Here is a 26,041-nt window from a genome sequence, read left to right as displayed (position 1 = left end):
GAGAATTTTTATGTCCCCGCACAATACTGACGACGTCCGTATTCGTGAACTCAAAGAACTTACGCCGCCCGCGCAACTGATCCGGGAATTTCCCTGTACCGAAAAAAACTCGAAACTTATCTTCGAGACCCGGCAAGCGCTGCATCGTATTTTGCATGGCATGGAAGATCGGCTGATTGTGGTGATTGGCCCGTGCTCCATTCATGATCCCCAAGCCGCGCTTGAATACGCGCGCAAACTCGTAGTTGAGCGCAAACGCTTTGCAAGCGAGTTAGAAATTGTGATGCGCGTCTACTTTGAAAAACCGCGCACAACCATTGGTTGGAAAGGGCTGATTAATGATCCTTATTTAAACAATAGTTTCAAGATCAATGACGGTCTACGCGCTGCGCGCGAGCTGCTCGTGCAAATTAACCAGCTGGATCTACCAGCTGGTACTGAATATCTTGATTTGATTAGCCCACAATATCTGGCTGATCTGATTTCATGGGGCGCAATTGGGGCGCGCACGACAGAATCTCAAGTGCACCGCGAACTGGCCTCCGGCCTTTCCTGCCCAGTCGGTTTCAAGAATGGCACAGATGGGAGCATCAGGATTGCCGTCGATGCCGTTAAGGCGGCTTCGCGCCCTCATCATTTTCTCTCTGTCACCAAAGGCGGCCATTCGGCAATTGTTTCCACTATCGGCAACGAAGATTGTCACATTATTCTGCGCGGTGGCAAAGTACCGAATTATGATGCGACAAGCGTTGACGCCGCCGCGGCGGAAATGGCCCAAGCCGGCCTCGCAGCGCGCCTTATGATCGATGCCAGCCACGCCAATAGCCGTAAACAATACGCCAATCAAATTCCGGTCTGCGCTGACATTGGCCAGCAAATTGCCGGCGGCGATGAACGTATCGTTGGCGTGATGGTTGAATCACACCTGGTTGCCGGCCGGCAAGATCTTGAAGGGGACGGCCCGCTGACGTATGGACAAAGTGTTACCGATGCGTGCATTGATTGGAATGACAGCGTAGCCGTGCTAGAAGGCTTATCTGAGGCCGTCAAGCAACGCCGCCGCATAGCCGGCAGTCGCGGCAATTAATCCAGCGTGCCAGACAACTTCGGCTTCTTCTATGTCTGATATTGCTAGCCGGCTCAACACGATACGCCAACGCATTGCTAATGCGGCGCGCATAGCCGGCCGGAGCGAGGCTACCATCAGCTTACTTGCGGTTTCAAAAACGTTTTCTGCCGCGATGATTCGTTCCGCTTATGCTGCCGGACAAGCGTCATTTGGCGAAAACTATATGCAAGAAGCACTTGAGAAAATCGAGGCTTTGGCAGATTTGCGCGCGCAGCTAGAATGGCATTTTATTGGGCCGTTACAGAGCAATAAAACCAAATGGGCCGCTACGCATTTTGATTGGGTGCATTCAGTTGACCGCCTTAAGCTCGCCCAGCGGCTCTCCGAGCAGCGCCCTACCCATCTGCCACCGCTCAATATTTGCCTCCAAGTTAATCTTAGCGGAGAAGCTAGTAAAAGCGGTGTCGCCCCCGCCGACGCAATCTCGCTAGCACATGCGCTGACAACGCTACCACGGCTCAAATTACGGGGCTTAATGGCCATTCCCGCCCCAGCGGATACCCTTGATGCGCAGCGCTTGGCCTATCGCAAATTATCTCAACTGTTTGATGCACTCCGCACGGAGGGGCTTGCGCTTGATACTTTATCCGCCGGCATGTCGGCGGATTTAGAGGCGGCCATACTCGAAGGCGCAACACTTGTACGTATTGGCTCAGCAATTTTTGGTATGCGCGCCAGACATTAATTAAATTTAAGGGGAAATGATTCAATGAATCAGTCAGTCGACCAAACCTCTATGAAAATCGCCTTTATTGGTGGAGGTAATATGGCCAACGCGCTCATCGGCGGGTTGATTAAAAATGGCCTATCTTCATCGAATTTATATGCAATTGATGTCAATAGCGACGTATGTGCATGCCTCGAAGCGCAATGGCAGATCCACACCAATACCCTACTCAGTCCAGCTCTGCAGCACTATGACGCTGTCGTATTAGCGGTTAAACCACAGCGACTAAAAGATATTGCTCACGCACTCGCCCCGCATCTAAACCGGCAAATTGTGATTAGCATCGCGGCGGGCATCCGCGCGGCAACGATACAGGACTGGTTAGGCGGTTATACGCGTATTGTGCGTGCCATGCCCAACACTCCAGCTTTAATTGGGCAGGGCGTGACAGGCGTTACCGCTCTGCCAGAGGTTAATGCCGATGGCCGCAAGCTCGCTGAAACTGTGCTAGCCGCAGCAGGACAAGTCATCTGGTGTGACGCTGAAAAACAAATTGATGCGATTACGGCAATTTCAGGAAGCGGCCCAGCCTACGTATTTTATTTTATTGAAGCACTTGAAGAGGCAGCCCGGCAGCTTGGATTTAATGACGTACAAAGCCGTTCGCTTGCGCTTGCTACAATGAGCGGAGCCACTCAATTAGCGACACAATCGCATGAACCGGCTAGCATATTGCGAGAACGCGTAACCTCAAAAGGAGGCACCACCGCGGCGGCGCTTGCGTCATTTATGGCGGATGGTGTGAAAGAAGCTATTGTGCGCGGCGCGTTTGCTGCCCGGGCACGAGCTGAGCAAATGGCAGATGAGTTCGGACAAACTTAAAATTTAGACAACGACCACTTGGAGAAGCTTACTTAAGGCAAGTGCTGCACTGAGTAAAATACCCATGATAATGGTGAGTTTGACAATCATGTGCAGTTCGAGCTTCTCCAGTTTGGAATCTAATTTTTCTATCTTGAAATCCAATCTATCTATCTTTAGATCCATATCTTTACGCAAGCTGCTTATCTTATAACGCAAACAGCTCATCTCATGGCGCAAATCTTCTTTGGTTACCAACTCCTGCAAATTAAGCTCAAAGACCTCTGACAAAATTTCAGCCTCTGCTTCAGCTTGTGCAGGTGGAACGCCCTCGCTTTTTAAGCGATTAGCAAATTTAAGGTATTGAAAGCTGCAGCAACTATTATAAATTCGTTAGTTTTTTTGAATTTAACACATTAAGCATTTTAAACTCGAGCATTTTATTATAAGAGTGCGAGAGTGAACCAAACTGGAGGCTAACATAGTCAACTGATTCTTTTTCTTTGATTAGATTGTCGAGATTGTCGAGTGTGGTCTGGCTTTTCTGACGGCTGACGGTTGTTCGACATCGACAAAGTCAAAGCGCTCACTTCCACGAGTTCGACCGTCAGCTCCCAGAATGAAACACTCTCCCTATAAAGGAAAGCAATTTCATTTTTACTTTTACTACTCCCTTAAGGGCACTATATCAAAGCTGCCAACTTGATATATGAACATTAGACAGTCGTCACCTTTTGCGCAACCACTGTAGTGTGGCAGATCAGCAGGAATGCTCCAGAAAGAACCCGCCGGATACTCGACGCGCTTTCCATCAATAATTATGTAGAATATGCCCTTCAATACGACTGTCGTCACATCCCGAGAGTGTGTGTGGTATGGATTATCTACACCTGCTTTCACCTGGAGAAATGCCTCATAGGGTCCATTGCCGAAAATACTGCCACGTAAATCTGCGTAGCTGGCCTCCCCACCCATGTCAGGCACCTCATGCCACTGCAAATCGGACACGGGAATTGAAATAAATGGCGTTTCACCTGCATATGTCATTGAAGGGACAGAAAAAACAAATGCCCCGACTAGAGCAGCAAATTTTGTTAGGATTGGCATGATAAGCACTCCTATAAGTAATTTTACTCAAGTAGGTTTGCTTTCATCGCGCATACCCATATTCATAAGCAACCCACTTCTATTTGAGTATAGTTGATTTTTGCGAAGATGCCGTTGTGTCTTAAGCTGCGAATTGACTCAAATTAAAAGTAACCCAAGGGTGGTCAAACGTAATACGTTGACTCACATCATAGGTAACAAAAAAAGAAGGTTATCGATGATGAAAACACAAGAAAAACCGGCATATTTGGAAGCTGTCCAGAAGCGCTACCGCAAAGCGAATTCAGTAACCTAGGTTATAAGGCAACGCGACTGATATACCACCGTTCACCTTAGGTTGTGCAAGTGCCGCGCGCGCCAAATTGAAGATATCGATCGATCAACGATACGAGTAATCTGCCGAGTACTGTGACCGTTATTGTGGATGCTGCGAACCTGGTGGAGGCTGCTAGAATGACATGGGTTCGATTCGCTGAGCGGCAAAAGAGTTCGTTAATCTTCGTAGAATGCTACTGTTCCGACGCCAGTATTCATCGCAAGCGAATTGAGGACCATATACCCGGCAAATCGCATTTAAACCAACGCATAATGCGCAGCAATGCCAGCAAATAATAATCCGCCGAGCCAGTTGTTATGTTTGAAAGCGGCAAAACACCCTGACCGCTCACGAGTACGAATCAGCCTATAATGATACGCAGCACATATCGCAGCGCCTATCAGGCCGAGCCAAAATGCCAATGTGTAAGCCAGGGTTATACCTATTGCCGCGTAGATCAACAGAAATAACCCATAGCAGCCCATAATTGCTAGCACATCGAATTGACCAAAGGTCAGCGCTGAAGTGCGAATGCCAATTTTTCGGTCATCCTCACGATCCACCATTGCATATTCCGTGTCGTAAGCGATTGACCAAAATATATTCGCCATCAGCATCGCCCAAGCCAGCGGCGGCAGTTGATTTTGCACCGCGGCAAATGCCATTGGTATGCCAAAGCCAAAGGCGCAGCCTAGATAAGCTTGCGGTACTGCGAAAAAGCGTTTGGTCAATGGATAGCTGGCGGCAAGCAGTACAGCGATCAGCGCTAGCCATTTTGTTAATGCATTAAGCGATGCAATGAGCAAAAAAGCCAGGACGGCAATCGCAGCCGCCAGCGCTAACGCCTGCCAGGGCGCAATTTGCCCAGATGTGATAGGCCGCTCGCGTGTGCGCTCAACAAATCGATCAAAATCACGATCAGCATAATCGTTAATCGCACAGCCCGCCGAACGCATTAAGATCGTACCGGTCACAAAAATTAATAGCAACGACAGCGGCGGCGGGCCATTTGATGCAATCCAAAGCGCATTCAAGGTTGGCCACAACAATAATAAACTACCAACCGGCTTATCCAAACGCAGCAAACGCCAGTACGGAACGAGCTGCGAGAAACACGAAAGCAGCCGAGAACTTTTTTTAATCATTGATTGGATGCCCAAGCAGAAATGAGCTGCCCCATCGAGCAATTCGGTTAATCTGATTGGGTTTATTCAAGCATTGAGCGTAGCATCCAAGCTGTTTTTTCATGAGTTTGCATGCGTTGCGTCAGCAGATCCGCGGTCGGCTCATCGTGCGCGGCTTCAGTCACAGGAAATATCTTGCGCGCAGTTCTTACTACGGCCTCCTGACCTTCGACCAATTGGCGAATCATTTCCTCAGCCGTTGGCATGCCCTCCGCTTCAGGGATAGAGGAAAGTTTTATAAATTCACGGTAACTACCAGGAGCCGGAAAACCCAGAGCTCGAATCCGCTCGGCAATTTCATCAACCGCAACTGCGAGTTCAGTATATTGCGTCTCAAACATCAGGTGCAATGTGTTGAATTGCGGACCCGTGACATTCCAATGGAAGTTATGTGTCTTTAAATACAGCGTATAGGTATCCGCGAGTAAATGACTTAACCCCTCAGAAATTTTTTTGCGCTCTTGATCATTAATACCGATATTGATATGGGTCGCTGCATTCTTATTAGTCATACGCTCTCCTGAAAAAAGACAACTGGGGTAGATAGATACGTTAGGCCTTTCAGCGGTCGGAAGTCCAGATTGGGCTAGCCTTATGCCTGCTTAGCAGGTAATTCCAGCTTTTTGGTTCCAGATAAATCACAGGCTGCCACGGCAGAACAAATAACGTCAATTGCGGGCATACGTGTAAAGCTTTTGCGCCAGGCAAGCACCACACGGCGATCCGGCACCGGTTCGCCGAATGGAATATACGACAACATAGCATCATCAACAGCACTTTTATGCTGCATGATTCTACGCTTGCCGATTTGCTCAGCCGGCACTGAAGTACATGGCAACACGGTAATGCCAATTCCGCTTGCCACCATATGCCGAATCGTTTCAAGTGACGAGCCTTCAAAGGTTTTTTGAATACCGTCTGTATTTTGCGAGAAACGCATCAATTCTGGGCACACGCCGAGCACATGATCCCGGAAACAATGCCCGTTACCCAGCAACAGCATGGTTTCTTGCTTAAGATCGTGAGGATCGATGGAGGTTTGTTGTTCCCACGGATGTCCCTTAGGTACGGCGACAACAAATGGCTCATCATAAAGTGGACGCATCATCAGCCCGGTTTCGGGAAATGGCAAAGCGATCACAGCCACATCAATTTCACCTTGTTTAAGCAATTCAATCAGCTTCAAAGTAAAATTTTCTTGCAGCATTAATGGCATTTGCGGCGCCATTTTAATCATTTGTTTAACCAACTTAGGCAACAAATACGGTCCGATTGTATAAATGACGCCAAGGCGTATCGGACCCGTTAATGGATCTTTGCCTTGCTTGGCGATTTCTTTTATCGCTTGCGTTTGCTCCAACACGCGTTGCGCCTGCGCAATAATCTGCTCGCCAATCGGCGTTACGCTAATTTCATTCGTGCTACGTTCAAAGATTTGCACATTCAGCTCATCTTCGAGCTTTTTAATTGCAACAGATAGAGTCGGCTGGCTCACAAAACAAGCATCAGCCGCACGGCTAAAGTGCCGTTCACGAGCAATTGCAACGATATACTTAAGTTCGGTCAGAGTCATGTATTTGCAGTATACCAAAACAACACATCCCTGCTGAATTTAATTAATTTAATGCAAATAAAGCAGATATCGAATAAATACAAAGAGGCGGCAAGGTGTTATTCGAGCGCTAGGCCCAACCTGTTAAAGCAGAGATTGTTTTGTATTGGTAGGTGCAAGAGTGAGGGGGGTGCAGGTGTGATAGATGGGATGAGGACAGTAAAACAAAAAAGCCCCCATATTGGGGGCTTTTTGCTCAAGAGAGAAGCCTGACGATGCCCTACTTTCACACGGGAATCCGCACTATCATCGGCGCGGTGTTGTTTCACGGTCCTGTTCGAGATGGGAAGGGGTGGTACCAACACGCTATGGTCATCAGGCGTAAGGGGTAGAGAAATTGAGTTTAAGTCAATTTTTCAAAAGGGGTTGGAAGAAGAATGGGGTAATAGAGTAAGACACACAAGTTATAGGGTCAAGCCACACGGGCGATTAGTACTGGTTAGCTAAACGCATTACTGCGCGTACACACCCAGCCTATCGACGTCCTGGTCTCGAACGACCCTTTAGGGGAATCAAGTTCCCGGGAAGTCTCATCTTGAGGCGAGTTTCCCGCTTAGATGCTTTCAGCGGTTATCTCTTCCGAACATAGCTACCCGGCGATGCCACTGGCGTGACAACCGGTACACCAGAGGTTCGTCCACTCCGGTCCTCTCGTACTAGGAGCAGGTCCTCTCAAACTTCCAGCGCCCACGGCAGATAGGGACCAAACTGTCTCACGACGTTTTAAACCCAGCTCACGTACCTCTTTAAATGGCGAACAGCCATACCCTTGGGACCGGCTACAGCCCCAGGATGAGATGAGCCGACATCGAGGTGCCAAACACCGCCGTCGATATGAACTCTTGGGCGGTATCAGCCTGTTATCCCCAGAGTACCTTTTATCCGTTGAGCGATGGCCCTTCCATACAGAACCACCGGATCACTATGACCTGCTTTCGCACCTGTTCGACGTGTCAGTCTCACAGTTAAGCACGCTTATGCCATTGCACTATCGATACGATTTCCGACCGTACCTAGCGTACCTTCGTACTCCTCCGTTACGCTTTGGGAGGAGACCGCCCCAGTCAAACTGCCCACCATGCACTGTTCCCGACCCGGATTACGGGCCAAGGTTAGAACCGCAAACAAACCAGGGTGGTATTTCAAGGTTGGCTCCACGCGAACTAGCGTTCACGCTTCAAAGCCTCCCACCTATCCTACACAGACCGGTTCACAGTTCAATACAAAGCTACAGTAAAGGTTCATGGGGTCTTTCCGTCTAGCCGCGGGTAGATTGCATCATCACAACCATTTCAACTTCGCTGAGTCTCGGGAGGAGACAGTGTGGCCATCGTTACGCCATTCGTGCAGGTCGGAACTTACCCGACAAGGAATTTCGCTACCTTAGGACCGTTATAGTTACGGCCGCCGTTTACCGGGACTTCAATCAAGAGCTTGCACCCCATCATTTAATCTTCCGGCACCGGGCAGGCGTCACACTCTATACGTCCACTTTCGTGTTTGCAGAGTGCTGTGTTTTTATTAAACAGTCGCAGCCACCAATTTTTTGCAACCCTTTCTCCCTTCTGGCGCAGGCCAGTCAAGATACTAGGGCGTACCTTATCCCGAAGTTACGGTACCAATTTGCCGAGTTCCTTCTCCCGAGTTCTCTCAAGCGCCTTAGAATACTCATCTCGCCCACCTGTGTCGGTTTGCGGTACGGTCTCGTTAGACTGAAGCTTAGAGGCTTTTCTTGGAACCACTTCCAATTGCTTCGCAAACTTACGTTTGCTCGCCCCACACCCTTGAATTCCGCGCCCGGATTTGCCTAAGCGCCTTCTATAGTGCAGGGACCGGGACATCCAACACCCGGACAACCTTTAGCGATCCGTCCCCCCATCGCATCTAACGACGGTGCAGGAATATTAACCTGCTTCCCATCAGCTACGCATCTCTGCCTCGCCTTAGGGGCCGACTCACCCTACGTCGATGAACGTTGCGTAGGAAACCTTGGGCTTTCGGCGAGGGGGCTTTTCACCCCCTTTATCGCTACTCATGTCAGCATTCGCACTTCTGATACCTCCAGCATACCTTTCGATACACCTTCACAGGCTTACAGAACGCTCTCCTACCATGCATATTACTATGCATCCGCAGCTTCGGTGACTGGCTTGAGCCCCGTTACATCTTCCGCGCAGGACGACTCGATCAGTGAGCTATTACGCTTTCTTTAAAGGATGGCTGCTTCTAAGCCAACCTCCTGACTGTTTTAGCCTTCCCACTTCGTTTCCCACTTAGCCAATCTTGGGGACCTTAGCTGGCGGTCTGGGTTGTTTCCCTCTTGACGTCGGACGTTAGCACCCGGCGTCTGTCTCCCGTGATTGCACTCTTCGGTATTCGGAGTTTGCTATGGCGAGGTAATCCGCGATGGACCCCTCTACCATGACAGTGCTCTACCCCCGAAGGTGATACACGAGGCACTACCTAAATAGTTTTCGGAGAGAACCAGCTATTTCCGGATTTGTTTAGCCTTTCACCCCTATCCACAGCTCATCCCCTAATTTTTCAACATTAGTGGGTTCGGACCTCCAGTACGTGTTACCGCACCTTCATCCTGGCCATGGATAGATCATCCGGTTTCGGGTCTACACCCAGCAACTATCGCTCTATTCGAACTCGCTTTCGCTACGCCTGCCCTAATCGGTTAAGCTCGCTACTGAATGTAAGTCGCTGACCCATTATACAAAAGGTACGCAGTCACCCCTTTCGAGGCTCCTACTGTTTGTATGCATGCGGTTTCAGGATCTATTTCACTCCCCTTCCGGGGTTCTTTTCGCCTTTCCCTCACGGTACTGGTTCACTATCGGTCGATCACGAGTATTTAGCCTTGGAGGATGGTCCCCCCATCTTCAAACAGGATTTCACGTGTCCCGCCCTACTTTTCGTATCCTTAGTTCCACACACGAGTTTTCGCATACAGGGCTATCACCTTCTATGGCCGGACTTTCCATTCCGCTTTGCTAACTCATTTGCTAAAAAATACAGGCTCTTCCCATTTCGCTCGCCACTACTCTGGGAATCTCGGTTGATTTCTTTTCCTGCGGCTACTTAGATGTTTCAGTTCACCGCGTTCGCTTCTCTTGACCTATGTATTCAGTCAAGGATGACCCATTCGGGCCGGGTTTCCCCATTCGGATATCTTCGGATCAAAGCTTGTTTGCCAGCTCCCCGAAGCTTTTCGCAGGCTACCACGTCCTTCTTCGCCTGTGATCGCCAAGGCATCCACCACATGCACTTAATTCACTTGACCCTATAACTAGGGTGTCTCTAAGTACTGGTTGCCTTATCTCAACGGCTGACTTCCGTCTCGATAAGTCGATACAATCTATTACCCATGTACACTTCCACGTTCCATCTCAAGAACGCTTCTATGTACTTCTTCTTCCAATTTGTTAAAGAACGTGATCATCTTGCGACAATCTTTATCCGGTAAAATTCCTCAACAGAAACTCTACCGGATAACGATTGGTGGAGGCAGACGGGATCGAACCGACGACCCCCTGCTTGCAAAGCAGGTGCTCTCCCAGCTGAGCTATGCCCCCTGATTCTTCCTTCTACTCCAGGTCTGCGCTTTTGGTGGGTCTGGTAGGACTTGAACCTACGACCCCACGCTTATCAAGCGTGTGCTCTAACCACCTGAGCTACAGACCCGATTAACAGTCGATAAGTGTGGACACTTGAATCCAGCTTACTCTTGAAAGGAGGTGATCCAGCCGCACCTTCCGATACGGCTACCTTGTTACGACTTCACCCCAGTCATGAATCCTACCGTGGTGACCGCCCTCCTTACGGTTAGACTAGCCACTTCTGGTAAAACCCACTCCCATGGTGTGACGGGCGGTGTGTACAAGACCCGGGAACGTATTCACCGCGGCATGCTGATCCGCGATTACTAGCGATTCCAACTTCATGCAGTCGAGTTGCAGACTGCAATCCGGACTACGATCGGCTTTCTGAGATTGGCTCCCCCTCGCGGGTTTGCAGCCCTCTGTACCGACCATTGTATGACGTGTGAAGCCCTACCCATAAGGGCCATGAGGACTTGACATCATCCCCACCTTCCTCCGGTTTGTCACCGGCAGTCTCCTTAGAGTGCCCTTGCGTAGCAACTAAGGATAAGGGTTGCGCTCGTTGCGGGACTTAACCCAACATCTCACGACACGAGCTGACGACAGCCATGCAGCACCTGTGTTACATCTCTCTTTCGAGCACTCTGACCTCTCAGCCAGATTATGTACATGTCAAGGGTAGGTAAGGTTTTTCGCGTTGCATCGAATTAATCCACATCATCCACCGCTTGTGCGGGTCCCCGTCAATTCCTTTGAGTTTTAATCTTGCGATCGTACTCCCCAGGCGGTCAACTTCACGCGTTAGCTTCGTTACTAAGGATAGCTATCCCCAACAACCAGTTGACATCGTTTAGGGCGTGGACTACCAGGGTATCTAATCCTGTTTGCTCCCCACGCTTTCGTGCCTCAGCGTCAGTATTGGCCCAGGAGGCTGCCTTCGCCATCGGTGTTCCTCCACATATCTACGCATTTCACTGCTACACGTGGAATTCCACCTCCCTCTGCCATACTCTAGTCTGCCAGTCACGTATGCAGTTCCCAGGTTGAGCCCAGGGATTTCACATCCGTCTTAACAAACCGCCTACGCACCCTTTACGCCCAATAATTCCGATTAACGCTTGCACCCTACGTATTACCGCGGCTGCTGGCACGTAGTTAGCCGGTGCTTATTCTTTCGGTACCGTCATACATTAAGATTATTTACCCTAACGCTTTCTTCCCGAACAAAAGTGCTTTACAACCCGAAGGCCTTCTTCACACACGCGGCATTGCTGGATCAGGGTTGCCCCCATTGTCCAAAATTCCCCACTGCTGCCTCCCGTAGGAGTCTGGGCCGTGTCTCAGTCCCAGTGTGGCTGGTCGTCCTCTCAGACCAGCTACGGATCGTCGCCTTGGTAGGCCTTTACCCCACCAACTAGCTAATCCGACATCGGCCGCCCCTATAGCGCGAGGCCCGAAGGTCCCCCGCTTTCATCCGTAGATCGTATGCGGTATTAATCCGGCTTTCGCCGGGCTATCCCCCTCTACAGGACACGTTCCGATGTATTACTCACCCGTTCGCCACTCGCCGCCAGGCCGAAACCCGCGCTGCCGTTCGACTTGCATGTGTAAAGCATGCCGCCAGCGTTCAATCTGAGCCAGGATCAAACTCTTCTGTTTAATTCCTGTTTGCTCGCTCAAAGGTGTGACAGGTCGCAAATTTCTTTACTTCCTATCTAATTCTGAGTGAGACTTGATTTCTTCGTTTGCCCTACCCAGATTTTCATCCAAGTAGGGCCGCTTTCATCAAGTGCCCACTCTTATCGACTGTTCATTTTTAAAGATCGTTTACATCCCCCTTTCGGTAACTTCCCTTCCGGTTCGTGCCTCACTGCCGCAGCAGCAGAGGAACGAGATTATGCAATCCTCCACACAACCTGTCAACCCCTTTTCCACTAAATTTATTTTATTTAGCGAGATTAACATTTGCCGCGGCAATCGCCGTCATATTAATGATCCGCCGCACCGTGGAGGCGGGGGTCAAAATATGCACAGGTTTTGACGCGCCAAGCAGAAACGGACCGATAGTTAGCCCTTCGCCGCTGGTTATTTTTAATAAATTGTAGGCAATATTCGCTGCTTCAAGGCTTGGCATAATCAGCAAATTAGCTTCGCCAGTTAAGGTTGAGGCAGGAAATGCGGCTTTGCGTATCGCCTCAGACAATGCAGCATCGCCATGCATCTCACCCTCCACCTCGAGTTTAGGCGCGCGCTCAGCAATCAACGCACGGGCTTTAGCCATCCGTTGCGAGGACGCACTGGGCAGGCTGCCAAAATTTGAGCTGGATAGTAAAGCAATCTTTGGCGTGATGCCAAAGCGCTCGATTTCACGCGCGGCAAGAATCGCCATCTCAGCAAGTTGCTCCGAACTTGGCTCTGGATTGACGTAGGTATCGCATATAAATAAATTGCGTTTTGGCAACATCAGTAAATTCATCGCGGCAAAATGACTTGCCTGCGGCGCACAACCCAGCACTTGGTGAATAAATTTAAGATGGCTATGGTAAGTGTCAGTGAGGCCGCAAATCATGCCTTCAGCCTCACCTAAATGAACCAAAATAGCGCCAATTAGGGTGTTTGATTTGCGCATCGCAGCCTTCGCCACCTCAGGCGTGACGCCATCGCGCGCACTGAGTCGATGGTACTCTTGCCAGCTCTGGTGATAACGCGGATCATCTTCTGGATTAACAATGATTAAATCTTGCCCAAGTTTTAACTTTGAGCCGATCTTTTTTAAGCGCATTTCGATCACAGCGGGACGACCGACTAAGATAGGTTGCGCAATCTTTTCGAGCAGCGCAAATTGAGCTGCGCGCAAAACCCGTTCATCCTCGCCTTCGGCAAACACCATCCGCGCCGGCGCGGCTTTTGCCGCGGCGAAAACTGGGCGCATCACCATCCCCGTGCGGTAGACTGTCACGGCGAGCTGATCGCGATATGCATCCATATCCTCAATCGGCCGCGTTGCGACGCCTGAATCCATCGCCGCCTGCGCTACTGCCGGGGCAATTTTGATGATTAACCGTGGGTCAAATGGCTTGGGGATCAAATACTCGGGCCCAAATTCAAGTGAATGACCTTCATATGCTTTCGCCACTTCATCGCCTTGATCGCATTCTTGCGCCAATTCAGCGATCGCCTTGACACAGGCCAGTTTCATCTGCTCCGTAATAGAAGTTGCCCCTACATCAAGGGCGCCACGGAAGATAAAGGGGAAACACAATACATTGTTGACTTGATTCGGATAGTCAGAGCGACCCGTTGCAATCACCACATCTGGACGCACTTGTTTAGCGAGCTCAGGGCGAATTTCTGGCTCGGGGTTAGCCAGTGCAAGAATCAGGGGCCTAGCGGCCATATGTTCCACCATCTCGGGCTTCAGTACACCCGCCGCTGAACAGCCAAGGAAAACATCCGCCCCTTGCATTGCATCTGCTAGCTCACGCGCTTGTGTCTTAGCGACGTAACGTGCTTTAGTTGGATCAAGGTTGGAGCGCCCATCATGAATCACCCCTTTTGAATCGACGACAAGGATATGGGCTTTATTTAATCCAAGATCAACCAGTAAATCCAAACAAGCGATGGCGGCAGCGCCCGCACCTGAACAAACTAGTTTCACTTCGCTCAAATTTTTGCCAACGACTTTTAAGCCATTCAGGATAGCCGCGGAGGCGATAATCGCCGTGCCATGCTGATCATCATGAAAAACCGGAATTTTCATCCGTTCGCGCAACTTTTGTTCGATGTAAAAACATTCAGGCGCTTTAATATCTTCAAGATTGATGCCACCGAGCGTTGGCTCCAACATCGCAATCGCGTCAACCAGCTTATCTGGGTCGCTTTCCGCTAGCTCAATATCAAATACATCAATTCCAGCAAACTTCTTAAATAAACAACCCTTGCCTTCCATCACAGGTTTCGCGGCAAGCGGCCCGATATTGCCCAGGCCCAATACTGCCGTGCCATTCGTGATCACGCCCACGAGATTGCCGCGTGAAGTGTACAGTTGCGCCGCAAGCGGATCTTGATAAATCGCCTCGCATGCCGCCGCGACGCCTGGCGAATAGGCTAAAGCCAGGTCTAGGCTATTTGACAAGGGTTTCGTCGGCGTAACCGAGATTTTGCCGGGGCGGGGAAACTGATGATAAGAAAGGGCGCTTTGCTTAAGTTGTTCGTCCATACATCTAACCTGTAATTTCGTTGATTTTAAGCCCAAAGGAATTAGGCTGCCCGACGCTAGACGGAAATGAATTCGCTCATCATCGCGGGGGACTTAGTGTACACCGCAAGGCGGCAAATAAGAGTAAATGCAGTATTTTTGTGATTTATTTTCGCCATCAAGCGAAAATTTTTACGTATATTCTAGGTAAAATGAGAGTTCTGCTCAGATAGGACGTGCCATGATAGGCTTTGATCGCCAATTAATTGCTGATACCACAGCGAAAATTCTGCTAGAAGTACAAGCAGTGCATTTTAATACCGTCAACCCTTTTATGTTGACTTCTGGCCGAGCCAGCCCAGTGTATATCGACTGCCGCAAACTTATTTCGTTTCCACGCGCGCGCCGCATGCTCATGTCAATGGCTGAATCAACCATTCTAAATGAAATTGGGTTTGAAGAGCTTGATGCAGTAGCGGGCGGTGAGACCGCCGGCATCCCATTTGCCGCCTGGATTGCTGATCGTTTGATGCTGCCCATGCAATATGTGCGGAAAAAACCTAAAGGCTTTGGCCGGAACGCGCAGATTGAAGGCCATCTCACCGAAGGAGCGCGTGTTCTGCTGGTGGAAGATTTAACTACAGATAGCCGCAGCAAGCTTAATTTTTGTGCGGCGCTGCGTACCGCAGGCGCTCAAGTTAACCATGTCTTTGTACTGTTTCATTACGATATATTTGCCGAAAGTCGAACCGTGTTAAAAGACATCGGGGTTGAACTGCATGCGCTTGCCACCTGGTGGGATGTTCTGCGTGTGGCCAAGTCACTCAATTATTTCGATCCTGCTACGCTCGATGAAGTCGAGAAATTCTTACATGCGCCTGCCGCATGGTCAGCTGCGCACGGTGGCTCTGAAACGGTGGTGTAATGATTAAAGTATTTGTTGACGGGCAGGAAGGCACCACGGGTCTGAAGATTTTTGAATATCTTGCGGCCCGCAGCGAGATTGAAATCTTGCGGATTGATGAAGATAAGCGCAAAGATGTGGCCCAGCGGCGCGCGCTTATCAATGCCTCAGATGTGACCTTTTTATGCTTACCCGATACCGCAGCGCGCGAATCGGTCACGCTGGTCGACAATCCTGATACCTGCATTATCGATGCTAGCACCGCTTTTCGCACCCAAAATGATTGGGCCTATGGACTACCAGAGCTTAGTCCAGCACAACGCACCCGCATCCGTACGGCACAGCGCATTGCCGTACCCGGTTGCCATGCATCCGCGTTCATTCTCTCGGTCCATCCTCTCATCGCCAAAGGCATCATGCCGCCTGATTGCCCACTGAGCAGCCACTCAATTACGGGGTATAGCGGTGGCGGCAAACAAATGATTGCGGCTTATGAGCAAGGTGAAAACCCGCTACTGACGAGTCCGAGACCTTATGCACTTGGCCTTGAACACAAACATTTGCCAGAAATGACGCTGCACGCCGGACTTGCCGCAGCACCAATCTTCACTCCGATTGTGGCTTCTTTCTATCAAGGTTTGGCGGTTACCACTTGCTTTTACCCACGCCATCTTGCGCGCGGCATTGGCCCTCAGCAAATTCAGGCGGTGCTTGCTGAATATTATGAGAATGAACCGTTTATTCGCGTTGCGCCATTTAATCACGCAATTAATCTTGATGAAGGTTTTTTTAACGTGCAGGCATCTAATAGCACTAACCGCGTTGATCTTTTTGTATTTGGCAACCAGGACCGGATTATCGTCATCGCTAGACTGGATAACCTTGGCAAAGGCGCTTCAGGGGCGGCAATTCAATGCATGAATTTGCGACTTGGCGTAAATGAAATGACCGGTTTAAAGACGTAATCGCAAAAATATAGATCCAATTCTCAACCGTTAAAAATATAAGTTGATTCGTTTCACTCAACCGTCACGGATTTTGCAAGATTTCTAGGTTTATCAACATCGGTGCCGCGTGCGCATGCTGTATGATAGGCTAGCAATTGCAACGGTATGACGTGCAGAATCGGGGACAGCCAGCCGTAATGCTCAGGCAGCCTGATCACATGTAAACCTTCGCCATTGACGATGCGCGTATCGGCATCGGCAAACACATACAGCTCGCCACCGCGCGCGCGCACTTCTTGCATATTCGATTTCAATTTTTCAAGCAACGCATCGTTTGGCGCAACTGTGACAACAGGCATGGCGCGAGTGACCAGCGCCAGTGGGCCATGCTTGAGTTCGCCAGCGGGATAAGCTTCGGCGTGAATATACGAAATTTCTTTGAGCTTGAGCGCGCCCTCAAGCGCAATTGGGTAGTGCAGGCCACGCCCCAGAAAGAGCGCGTTTTCTTTAGAGGCAAATTGATCAGCCCAGGCAATGATTTGCGGCTCCAGCGCAAGCACATGGTTTAAGGCAACAGGCAAATGACGGAGTTGTTTGAGATAAATTTCTTCGGTATGTGCCGCAATTCGCCCTCTTAGTTTACCCAAGGTGACGGCCAGCATAAAAAGGGCGACCAGTTGTGTCGTAAAAGCTTTGGTTGAGGCAACACCTATTTCTGTACCTGCGTGCGTCAAAAATGCAAGCGCCGTCTGCCGCACCATTGCGCTGGTGGCAACATTACAGATCGCTAGCGTACGGGTGTGCCCCAGCGCTTGTGCATGCTTTAACGCAGCTAGTGTATCGGCGGTCTCGCCGGACTGCGAAATAACCACGACTAAACTATTTGGATTGGGTACTGAATCTCGATAACGATATTCACTGGCAATTTCAACCTGAGTCGGCAGCGCAACCATTGATTCAAACCAATATTTAGCCGTTAAGCCAGCGTAATAACTGGTACCGCAAGCCAGTATCAAGAGGCTATCAATCCCCTCAAATACCTGCTCAGCTTGTGCACCAAAATGTGCAGGTGTGAATGCCTCCGCCACTGGAAGGGTGTCCGCGATCGCACGCGGCTGCTCAAAAATTTCCTTTTGCATAAAATGGCGATAGGGTCCGAGCTCAACCGCACTGCCATAGGCTGTGACGGTACGCATTTCGCGCTCCACAATAGCGCCCGTGTGATCAGCAATGCGGGCTGTCGTACGTGAAAGTTGCACGACATCGCCTTCTTCAAGAAAAATAAAGCGCTCGGTGCTACCCGCAAGCGCCAACGCATCGGAAGCCAGGAAATGCTCATTGTCACCCACCCCGACTACCAGTGGCGAACCTTGCCGCGCACCCACAATATAGTGGGGTTCATCGCGACTAAAAACGGCGATTGCAAAAGCGCCATGTAGTTGCCGTACCGCTGCGCGTACCGCGCTAAACAAGTCGCCGTTATACAAACTATGAATCAAATGAGCAATGACTTCAGTATCTGTTTGACTGATAAACTCATAGCCCTGTGCTTGTAGCGCTTCACGCAGGGCCTCGTAATTCTCGATGATGCCATTGTGCACCAGCGCAATCGTATCGCGTGAGAAAATCGGATGCGCATTATCCGTGACCGGCGCACCATGGGTTGCCCAACGCGTATGCGCAATCCCTATATCGCCCGTTAAGTGTGTCGTTTGCGCCTCAGCGGCTAGATGAGCGACACGCGACACACTACGCGCGCGGCGCAGCGTTTTCTCGGCCAGCACGGCTACGCCACATGAATCATAGCCGCGGTATTCAAGCCGCCGCAGCCCTTCGATTAGGACTGGAACAATATTACGCTGCGCAACAGCGCCGACAATGCCACACATATAAGACTCAGGGTGATAAAAGTTGAATAACGAAAGTTGGCGAGCTGTGGATTTTAATCCTCATCAATCTTTTCTTTTGCTAGGCCGTACATAATCAGCTTTAGCGATTTGCGTTTTTTCGTTAAGCGCGAGGGCGCCAGCGGGTACATCCTTCCAAATGGTTGTACCTGCCGCGATCGTTACCCCCTGTGCAATCTTGACTGGTGCAACAAGTTGCGTCGCAGAACCCACAAATACATTATCTTCAATGACCGTGCAATGCTTTTGCGCACCATCATAGTTGCAGGTGATCGTACCCGCACCTAGATTGACATGCGCACCGACGGTTGCGTCACCGATATAGCTCAGATGGTTCGCCTTTGAACCCGTACCAAGCATGGCGTTTTTAACCTCGACAAAATTACCAATATGAGTATCTTCTGCAAGTCTTGCGCCTGGCCGCAGCCGTGCATACGGACCAATCACGGCACGCTCTCCGATGTGCGCACCTTCGATATGCGTAAATGCATTAATTTTTGCCCCAGCGCCAATCACGGCGTTTTTCAGCACACAATGCGGACCAATACTCACGTCATCCGCTAACCGCACAGCACCTTCAAACACACAATTCACATCAATTGACACCTCACGGCCACAGGTGAGTGCGCCACGTATATCAATCCGTGCTGGATCCGCCAGCATCACACCGTCATCCAGTAATGCGTCTGCTAACTGGCGCTGATAAATACGCTCAAGTAACGCCAGTTGCAGCTTGTTATTCACCCCCATCGTTTCGGATACATTGTCAGGCTGAGTCGTGACAACTTCTAAATTGTCGGCAATCGCACGTTCAATCACATCAGTTAGATAATATTCGTGCTGAGCATTATGATTGTTCAGTTCGGCAAGCCAATTGGCAATGCGAGCGCCGGGCAGCAGCATGATGCCGGTATTCACTTCGTTGATTTTGCATTCTTCAGGGCTGGCATCTTTTTGCTCCACAATACGCACCACGCGCCCCATCGGTTCACGCACGATACGCCCATAACCGCTGGGTTCCGCAAGTTTCGCCGTCAAAACTGCACAACGCTGCGCATTAGGGTCCGCACTGGCTTGTTTAATGAGCCGCTCAAGTGTGGACACGCTAATCAGAGGTACATCGCCATATAGCACCAGCACTGGCATAGAATGGTCCAGCAATGGCAGTGCCTGTTGCACTGCGTGGCCAGTCCCTAACTGTTGCTCTTGTATAACGAATTCGACTTCGGGCATAGCGACGGCATGCTGCACTGCCTGCGCACCATGCCCAACCACCACGACAATTTTTGCCGGCTGCAATGCACGCGCGGTATCAAGAACGTGACAAAGCAGCGGCTGGCCCGCCAACAGATGGAGCACTTTGGGTAAGGCTGAGCGCATACGCTTACCTTCACCAGCCGCCAGGATCACAATATTCACAATGCGCGCAGAGAGTTAAACTAGGGTGAGGAATCTAATAAAATTATTTTATCATGGCGCTGTGCGTAGCAGAGGCTGCAAACTGAGGGGAAACGTATCTTGTACTCCTGTTTCAATCTGCCCAACACTACACGGTTCATCATCGAATGCAATATCGCCATGGGCCGGCACAACGCCGGTTACACGTAGCTGAGCAAATTCAAATAGCTCGCGGTCCATCAGATGCGACGGAATCACATGCGCCAACGCATTGAACATGCTCTCAACTCGACCCGGATAGTTTTTCTCCCAATCACGAATTAAGCTTTTCATTTCAGCGCGTTTTAAATTGGGCTGGCTACCGCATAAATTACATGGAATGATGGGGAATTGTCGCAATGCGGCATAATCTTCTAGATCGGTTTCTTTTACATAGGCAAGCGGACGGATAACGATATGTTTTCCGTTGTCTGATTGTAATTTTGGCGGCATACCTTTGAGTTTGCCGCCATAAAACAAATTCAAAAGTAAGGTTTCAAGAATATCATCACGATGATGGCCAAGTGCAATCTTGGTCGCGCCCAACTCGCTTGCTACACGATATAAAATCCCGCGCCGTAGACGTGAACATAATGAACATGTGGTTTTTCCTTCCGGCACCAAGCGTTTAACAATACTGTAGGTATCTTGATTTTCAATATGAAACGGCACGCCCTTTTGGGTTAAATATTCAGGCAATATGTGGTCTGGAAAGCCCGGCTGTTTTTGATCCAGGTTAACCGCGACAAGATCAAAATGTACCGGGGCGCGTTCGCGCAATCTAAGCAAGATATCAAGCAATGCATAACTATCTTTGCCACCGGATAGGCAAACCATTACTTTATCGCCGGCCTCAATCATTTGATAGTCAGCGATCGCTTGACCAACCTGCCGCGCCAACCGCTTGTATAGTTTATTATTCTCGTAGGCATCTTTTTGGGCGCGGCGACTGAGTATGCGCGCGCCATTTTTGCCAGCCGCATGAGTTGCCGCCTCAGCAGACTCTGCATGCGCTTCCTGTATATTGTCAGGACCATTCATTTTACAACTTCCTTGCAACGAAACACTTCGACACCCACGGCTGCGCAATCAGGATAAATATCCGGCTTCTCGGCACACACCCGCACTGCGCGCACGTGAGGATGCGCAAGCATGCGCTTGGCCGCATCATCACATAATGTCTCCAATAAATGAATATGCTTGCCGTTAGCATACGATGCAATCGTATCGCGCATCAAATTGTAGTCCACCACTTCACTTAAGGCATCCATGGCAGGAGTAGAGGCAGTCAACGGAACCCATAATTCGACATTAACGACTACGCGCTGCGGACTTTTTTTCTCGAATGGATGGACGCCAATCAAGAGTTGAATGGCATAATCCCGCAGAAAAAGTCGTCGGCAATCGGCCCGTTGCGCATCGGTAAGAGAATTAAGCATAGTTTTTTATACATCTAATTGGCGCTATTTTTAACGGCCGCCTCCATCCAGCGCCGGGGTCATTTAAAATGACATGATGAAGACGAATTTTTACGAATCCGCTAGTTTACCTGCACCCGATGACGCTGCGCGAGCTCTCTCTCAAATGCTACGCGTACAGATTGATGCAGCCCTTGACCAGGCCGGCGGTTGGCTCCCATTTAATCGCTATATGGAGCTTGCCCTATACACTCCGGGCTTAGGGTATTACAGCAATAGCTTAAGCAAATTCGGCCGGCACGCAGGCGATGGCAGTGATTTTATTACAGCGCCTGAATTGTCCCCACTGTTCGCCCAGACCCTGGCGCGTGCTGTGGCTGAAGCGCTGACTGCGTCTGGCACGCAACAGGTGATGGAGTTCGGTGCCGGTAGCGGCGCGCTCGCGGCGCAATTACTGCCTGCCCTCGATGCGCTCGGCGTGCGCTGCGAACGTTACACGATTGTCGAATTGTCTGGCGCGTTACGCGCCCAACAGCGCTCGACACTGGCGACGCTGCCGGATGCCGCAACACGCGTACAGTGGCTAGATAGTTTGCCCGCTACATTTGATGGCGTGATTCTTGGCAATGAAGTATTAGATGCCATGCCGGTCAGGCTTTTTACGCGCAAATCAGGAATTTGGTTTGAGCGTGGCGTGACACGCCACAGCACCCCTGGCAGCCCATTAGAATGGCGCGATCAACCGCTCAGCCCAGACGCCAATGACCACGCTAAGGCACAATTTGCAGTAATCGACAGCGCAGGGGACTATCTGACGGAGCAGCACGAAGCGGCACATGCCTTTACCCGCACGGTTTGTCAAATGTTGCAGCGCGGCGCACTCTTGCTGATTGACTATGGTTTCCCGAACCACGAGTACTATCACCCGCAGCGCAGCACCGGCACCTTGATGTGCCATTACCGGCATTACGCCCATACTGACCCATTTTTTTATCCGGGCCTACAAGATATTACAGCCCACGTTGAATTCTCAGGCATCGCACAAGCAGCTCTTGAGACCGGCGTGGATTTACTCGGCTATACATCGCAAGCGCGCTTTTTGGTTAACTGCGGCATCACTGAGCTTCTTGCCCAGTTTGATGCAAACAACCCGCAAGAATTTTTGCCAATGGCCAATGCAATGCAGAAACTATTGTCAGAAGCTGAGATGGGGGAGCTTTTTAAGGTGATTGGGTTTGGCCGCGGCATGGAGCAAGGTTTATCGGGGTTTAGCCACGGCGACCGGGCGCTAACCCTATGAAATAGGCATGGTCAAAATAGCTCATCGCCTCAAGCTAAACGGCTGAAATTGGCGAGTGACGTCTATGCCAACCTTCAGAGCGCCAAATCATTAACCGGGTTAAGCGCTACCTCAACCGCGGCTATGCGGGCGCGATGCAAGGCGGCTTTAATGGCCTGCGGCGCTGCGTGGCAATATGCAGCAATGGCGCCTGCGTCAACCTGGCGCGCGGCATCCAGCGCATGGCTGAGGCGCGCGGCTTGCTGGTAGGCTAGGGTTTCAAAACCAAGCCGGCCCCGCGCGTCCGCTTTACATGCCTGCATAATTTCAACTAGACGCTCCGGTTTACGCCAGGCATCGCAGCGCTCGAGTAAACGCGTTAAGGCGCTCGCGCCAAATTCAAGCGAGCGGTGAATATTGCCATGTTCGCGTGCGACCAGCAGCGCCAAATCACGGCACGCTTTGGGTACCTTCAGACGATTACATAACGGCCGTAATAGAGTAACGCTACGCTCTTCATGACCCGTATGACGCGGCAGCATTTGCGTCGGCGTATTGCCTTTGCCTAAATCATGCGTCAATACCGCAAACCGCACTGTCAACGCATAATCACAGGCCGCTGCATAATCTAGCGCCATCATCACATGCACGCCTGTATCAATTTCTGGATGAAATTCAGGGCGCTGCGGCACGCCATAAAGCGCATCGACTTCAGGCAAGATACGCGCCAACGCGCCACAGTCGCGCAATACTGCAAACATGCGCGAGGGTTTAGCTTCCATTAAACCCCGCGCTAGTTCCTGCCAAATACGTTCAGGCACTAGCGCGTCGACTTCTCCATGCGCCACCATTTTGCGCATCAAACTCAGTGTCTCATCCGCTACAGAGAAATCCGTAAAGCGCGCCGCAAAACGCGCTAAGCGCAAAATTCTCACCGGATCTTCAGAAAAAGCATCCCCTACATGGCGCAAAACGCGCGCCGCCAAATCAGCCTGACCTTGAAAGGGATCCAGCACTGGGCCCAGCGGCGCTCCATTTGCATCGAGGACGCGCGCCATTGCATTAATTGTTAAATCGCGCCGCGCTAAATCCTGCTCAAGGGTTACATCTGGCGCATAATAAAACTGAAAGCCATGATAGCCACGTGCTGTTTTACGCTCAGTACGTGCCAATGCATATTCAGATTGCGTTCGCGGATGCAGAAATACAGGAAAATCACGCCCCACCGGCCGATAGCCCAATTGCATCATTTGCTCAGGGGTCGCCCCCACAACTACATAATCACGGTCCCGCACTGACAGGCCGAGTAGCTCATCACGCAGCGCCCCGCCTACCTCATAGATTTTCATCAGATCTTACTTATGTTTGAGAAGAACGAATTCATTTAACGGCCAGTCGTTCGCAAATCAATTAATTTGTTTCGTTGTATCTGGTTTTTGTGGCAGGGCTTCAGGCACATTCTGCGGTGCAATTACGCCAAGTCGCGCTTTAAGTGACTGTGGAGTCCCATTTAACAAGGTTGCATAGTAAACTGTATTCGCCAAAACTTTTTTCACATAATCACGTGTTTCATTGAATGGAATGGTTTCTGCAAATATAGCGCCTTCAATTGGCCTGGTTAATGCTGCGCGCCATTTCTGCGCACGATGTGGACCGGCATTGTAAGCCGCCGAAGCAAGCACGGGCGAAGCATCAAGCTCAGCATACATCATCGCCAAATAATTCATCCCCAACAGAATATTTGTTTCAACATCATTCATTTTTGCGCTAGATATTTTCCCTAAGCCAATTTTGCGCGCCACGAGTTGCGCCGTCCCAGGCATTAACTGCATCAAGCCGGTTGCCCCAACACTAGAACGCGCATCGCTAATAAAACGTGATTCTTGTCGAATTAAGCCATAGGCCCAAGCGGGATCTAGGTCAGTTAGTTTCGCATTGCGCTCCATAAGATCGCGCAATGGCGCAATATAGCGCAGTTTAAAGTCATGCTCTTGCCGCGTGCGCTCAGCCGTATTGACCGCGCGGTCGTATAACTTAAGCCGCCGCGCTAATTCTGCCGCCGCCAACAACTGGCGGTCGCTCATACCGCGCAAAGTCCAATTCCATTCCCGCGCACCTTCAAAGTACATCTGCAAGCGATAAAAATGCTCGGCAAGCTGAAAACCAGGCAGCGTTTGCAGACGCTTAATCTCTGCTTCACGCTCGGCAAGCGCAGTGGTCGGGGGCAAGGCAATCTGCCTGCCGAGCTCTTCAGTTGCCAATTGCCCGTAAAAATCAAAATTTGACGCAATTTTCCGCCAAGCCTGTACCGCCAAAGCACTTTCGCCGGTTGCGCGCAACCCGCGGCCCTGCCAGTAAATCCAAACAGGTTGATGACGTAAAGTGCCTGGCATCATTTCAATCGCCTTAAGCACCATCGGCCAATTTTCCGCCAACAAAGCTGCGCGCACACGCCATTCGTAAGCTGGATTAGACAACCAGCCATCCGTCGCTAATTGATACCAATCCGGCGCAAGGGGGATTTTTTCAAGCGCCGCCCGATAGGCAATCGTACCCCAACCCGTGGCCTGCTCTTGCGGCGTTAGGCGCTCTGCGATTGAGGTAAAAATTGCTGCGGCTAAAATCGGGTCCTGACGGGCAATGCGGGTAATCGCCAGGAGCGCCAACTGATGCGCCGCGGTATTAATTGGTACACCTTGCTCAAGCAAAGCCTGGGGTTGGGTCACCGCCATTGCAAATTGTTTTGGACTCGGACGCTGAGGCCCTAGTGCATCCGCAATCCGGTTACCTACTGCGACTTCATTGATTTCATAAGCCAGCCGGATCTGTTGCCAAATATCATCCTGCTCAAACTGTTTTTTTTGCGTTAAAACAGAAATAAGCTCTACACAGCCATTGCCATAACGGTTTGGCGCAACCAGTAAAGCGCGCGCGGCTTCAGCCACCTCTCTTCCGTGCGCCGCCTGCGCTTGCAATGCATAGCATTTAAGTTGCAGGTCATCTTTTAGCGCAAAGCGCTGGTATTGCTCATCAAAGTCATGCCAGGCATGACGCGCGCCCAGCACCAGCAAATAATCATTGCGCATCCGATCGGCAATCGCTTGCCCTTCATATTTTTGTAGGAAATTTAGAATCAACGTATCAGGCGCGTTTAAGCGCGCCTGGCCCGATGCATCGAAAAGTTGCGGCTTAAGCGCAAAATATTCTACGTAGGAGGGACTTGGATAAGCTGGCAGGCGGCGCGCGAGCTCAAACGCACGCGGGGCGTCATTTTTTTGGGCGGCTTCACGCAAGGCAAGGAAAATCGCGTCGGGTTCTGTCGGCAAACTTTCTGGCTGCGCACGCGCAGCATTCGCCGTACTGCAGCTCACAAGCGTTGCGAGTGCGCCGCCCACTAGCAGCACACGATATACTTGAGTTACGCGGCGAATCACGCTTTGCAGCATTTTTTTGACCTAGAGGCAAAT

18 protein-coding genes, 2 tRNA genes and 3 rRNA genes are annotated in these 26,041 nt (G+C 50.6%); 6 read left to right on the top strand and 17 right to left on the bottom strand.

Annotated features, from left to right (window positions below):
- Positions 1-10 precede the first annotated feature (10 nt).
- From aroG to proC, 3 genes are read left to right on the top strand one after another with little or no spacing between them, the layout of a single operon-like run.
- A complete protein-coding gene (gene aroG / locus MCB1EB_RS00530; RefSeq protein ID WP_045363749.1) occupies positions 11-1,087 on the top strand; it encodes a 3-deoxy-7-phosphoheptulonate synthase AroG in 1,077 nt (358 codons plus the stop codon).
- 31 nt (positions 1,088-1,118) lie between these two features.
- Complete coding sequence (locus tag MCB1EB_RS00525) at positions 1,119-1,814, top strand: YggS family pyridoxal phosphate-dependent enzyme (RefSeq protein WP_045363752.1); 696 nt, start codon at positions 1,119-1,121, stop codon at positions 1,812-1,814.
- A 51-nt stretch (positions 1,815-1,865) separates the two neighbouring features.
- Positions 1,866-2,678, top strand: a complete 813-nt coding sequence (gene proC, locus MCB1EB_RS00520) for a pyrroline-5-carboxylate reductase (RefSeq protein ID WP_045366074.1) — start codon at positions 1,866-1,868, stop codon at positions 2,676-2,678.
- Positions 2,679-2,681: 3 nt separating this feature from the next.
- Here the strand turns inward: proC and MCB1EB_RS00515 are convergent, their stop codons facing one another.
- The 11 genes from MCB1EB_RS00515 to MCB1EB_RS00465 form a co-directional block, all read right to left on the bottom strand.
- On the bottom strand, positions 2,682-2,948 hold the full coding sequence (locus MCB1EB_RS00515; protein WP_045363755.1) for a hypothetical protein: 267 nt from the start codon (positions 2,946-2,948) through the stop codon (positions 2,682-2,684).
- Between the two features lie 375 nt (positions 2,949-3,323).
- Positions 3,324-3,764, bottom strand: coding sequence for a cupin domain-containing protein (locus MCB1EB_RS00510; protein WP_052393880.1), 441 nt, complete (start codon positions 3,762-3,764; stop codon positions 3,324-3,326).
- A 573-nt stretch (positions 3,765-4,337) separates the two neighbouring features.
- Positions 4,338-5,225: a 4-hydroxybenzoate octaprenyltransferase gene (ubiA, locus tag MCB1EB_RS00505; protein WP_045363758.1), complete on the bottom strand. Its 888-nt coding sequence runs from the start codon at positions 5,223-5,225 to the stop codon at positions 4,338-4,340.
- 62 nt (positions 5,226-5,287) lie between these two features.
- A complete protein-coding gene (locus MCB1EB_RS00500) occupies positions 5,288-5,776 on the bottom strand; it encodes a Dps family protein (RefSeq protein WP_026922167.1) in 489 nt (162 codons plus the stop codon).
- 80 nt (positions 5,777-5,856) lie between these two features.
- Positions 5,857-6,837, bottom strand: a complete 981-nt coding sequence (locus MCB1EB_RS00495; protein ID WP_045363761.1) for a LysR substrate-binding domain-containing protein — start codon at positions 6,835-6,837, stop codon at positions 5,857-5,859.
- A gap of 246 nt (positions 6,838-7,083) precedes the next feature.
- Positions 7,084-7,196, bottom strand: a 5S ribosomal RNA gene (gene rrf / locus MCB1EB_RS00490).
- Between the two features lie 88 nt (positions 7,197-7,284).
- Positions 7,285-10,165 (bottom strand): 23S ribosomal RNA (locus MCB1EB_RS00485).
- 216 nt (positions 10,166-10,381) lie between these two features.
- Positions 10,382-10,457, bottom strand: a tRNA-Ala gene (locus MCB1EB_RS00480).
- A gap of 32 nt (positions 10,458-10,489) precedes the next feature.
- Positions 10,490-10,566: transfer RNA gene (locus tag MCB1EB_RS00475), tRNA-Ile, on the bottom strand.
- A gap of 46 nt (positions 10,567-10,612) precedes the next feature.
- Positions 10,613-12,143: ribosomal RNA gene (locus MCB1EB_RS00470) — 16S ribosomal RNA — on the bottom strand.
- The 16S, 23S and 5S rRNA genes sit together here with 2 tRNA genes alongside, the layout of an rRNA operon.
- 286 nt (positions 12,144-12,429) lie before the next feature.
- On the bottom strand, positions 12,430-14,703 hold the full coding sequence (locus MCB1EB_RS00465) for an NADP-dependent malic enzyme (RefSeq protein WP_045363764.1): 2,274 nt from the start codon (positions 14,701-14,703) through the stop codon (positions 12,430-12,432).
- A gap of 220 nt (positions 14,704-14,923) precedes the next feature.
- Between MCB1EB_RS00465 and MCB1EB_RS00460 the strand changes: the two genes are divergently transcribed.
- Both MCB1EB_RS00460 and argC read left to right on the top strand, forming a co-directional pair.
- Positions 14,924-15,607 (top strand): orotate phosphoribosyltransferase, encoded by a 684-nt coding sequence (locus MCB1EB_RS00460; protein WP_026921795.1) that lies wholly within the window; start codon positions 14,924-14,926, stop codon positions 15,605-15,607.
- Positions 15,607-16,551, top strand: a complete 945-nt coding sequence (gene argC / locus MCB1EB_RS00455) for an N-acetyl-gamma-glutamyl-phosphate reductase (protein WP_045363767.1) — start codon at positions 15,607-15,609, stop codon at positions 16,549-16,551. Before MCB1EB_RS00460 ends, argC begins: the two co-directional genes overlap by 1 nt.
- 53 nt (positions 16,552-16,604) lie before the next feature.
- Here the strand turns inward: argC and glmS are convergent, their stop codons facing one another.
- The 4 genes from glmS to MCB1EB_RS00435 form a co-directional block, all read right to left on the bottom strand.
- Positions 16,605-18,422 carry a glutamine--fructose-6-phosphate transaminase (isomerizing) gene (gene glmS / locus MCB1EB_RS00450; RefSeq protein WP_045363770.1) on the bottom strand — a complete coding sequence of 606 codons (1,818 nt, stop codon included), beginning with the start codon at positions 18,420-18,422 and terminating at the stop codon, positions 16,605-16,607.
- A 63-nt stretch (positions 18,423-18,485) separates the two neighbouring features.
- A complete protein-coding gene (glmU, locus tag MCB1EB_RS00445; protein WP_045363774.1) occupies positions 18,486-19,859 on the bottom strand; it encodes a bifunctional UDP-N-acetylglucosamine diphosphorylase/glucosamine-1-phosphate N-acetyltransferase GlmU in 1,374 nt (457 codons plus the stop codon).
- 51 nt (positions 19,860-19,910) lie between these two features.
- Positions 19,911-20,918: a tRNA 2-thiocytidine(32) synthetase TtcA gene (gene ttcA, locus MCB1EB_RS00440; RefSeq protein ID WP_045363777.1), complete on the bottom strand. Its 1,008-nt coding sequence runs from the start codon at positions 20,916-20,918 to the stop codon at positions 19,911-19,913.
- A complete protein-coding gene (locus MCB1EB_RS00435; protein WP_045363779.1) occupies positions 20,915-21,316 on the bottom strand; it encodes a dihydroneopterin aldolase in 402 nt (133 codons plus the stop codon). The genes ttcA and MCB1EB_RS00435 overlap by 4 nt, the downstream gene beginning before the upstream one ends.
- A 76-nt stretch (positions 21,317-21,392) precedes the next feature.
- Here MCB1EB_RS00435 and MCB1EB_RS00430 point away from each other — a divergent pair, with 76 nt between their 5' ends.
- Complete coding sequence (locus MCB1EB_RS00430) at positions 21,393-22,595, top strand: class I SAM-dependent methyltransferase (protein ID WP_045363782.1); 1,203 nt, start codon at positions 21,393-21,395, stop codon at positions 22,593-22,595.
- Between the two features lie 74 nt (positions 22,596-22,669).
- On the opposite strand, the gene MCB1EB_RS00425 is transcribed toward MCB1EB_RS00430, so the two are convergent.
- Positions 22,670-23,923: a multifunctional CCA addition/repair protein gene (locus tag MCB1EB_RS00425; protein ID WP_045363785.1), complete on the bottom strand. Its 1,254-nt coding sequence runs from the start codon at positions 23,921-23,923 to the stop codon at positions 22,670-22,672.
- A gap of 57 nt (positions 23,924-23,980) precedes the next feature.
- Positions 23,981-26,008, bottom strand: coding sequence for a lytic transglycosylase domain-containing protein (locus tag MCB1EB_RS00420; protein WP_045366080.1), 2,028 nt, complete (start codon positions 26,006-26,008; stop codon positions 23,981-23,983).
- Positions 26,009-26,041 lie beyond the last annotated feature (33 nt).

The organism is Mycoavidus cysteinexigens, assembly GCF_003966915.1.
Lineage (GTDB): Bacteria > Pseudomonadota > Gammaproteobacteria > Burkholderiales > Burkholderiaceae > Mycoavidus > Mycoavidus cysteinexigens.
Note: the sequence above shows the minus strand (reverse complement) of the source record. Positions and strands in the feature narration are given on the sequence as shown.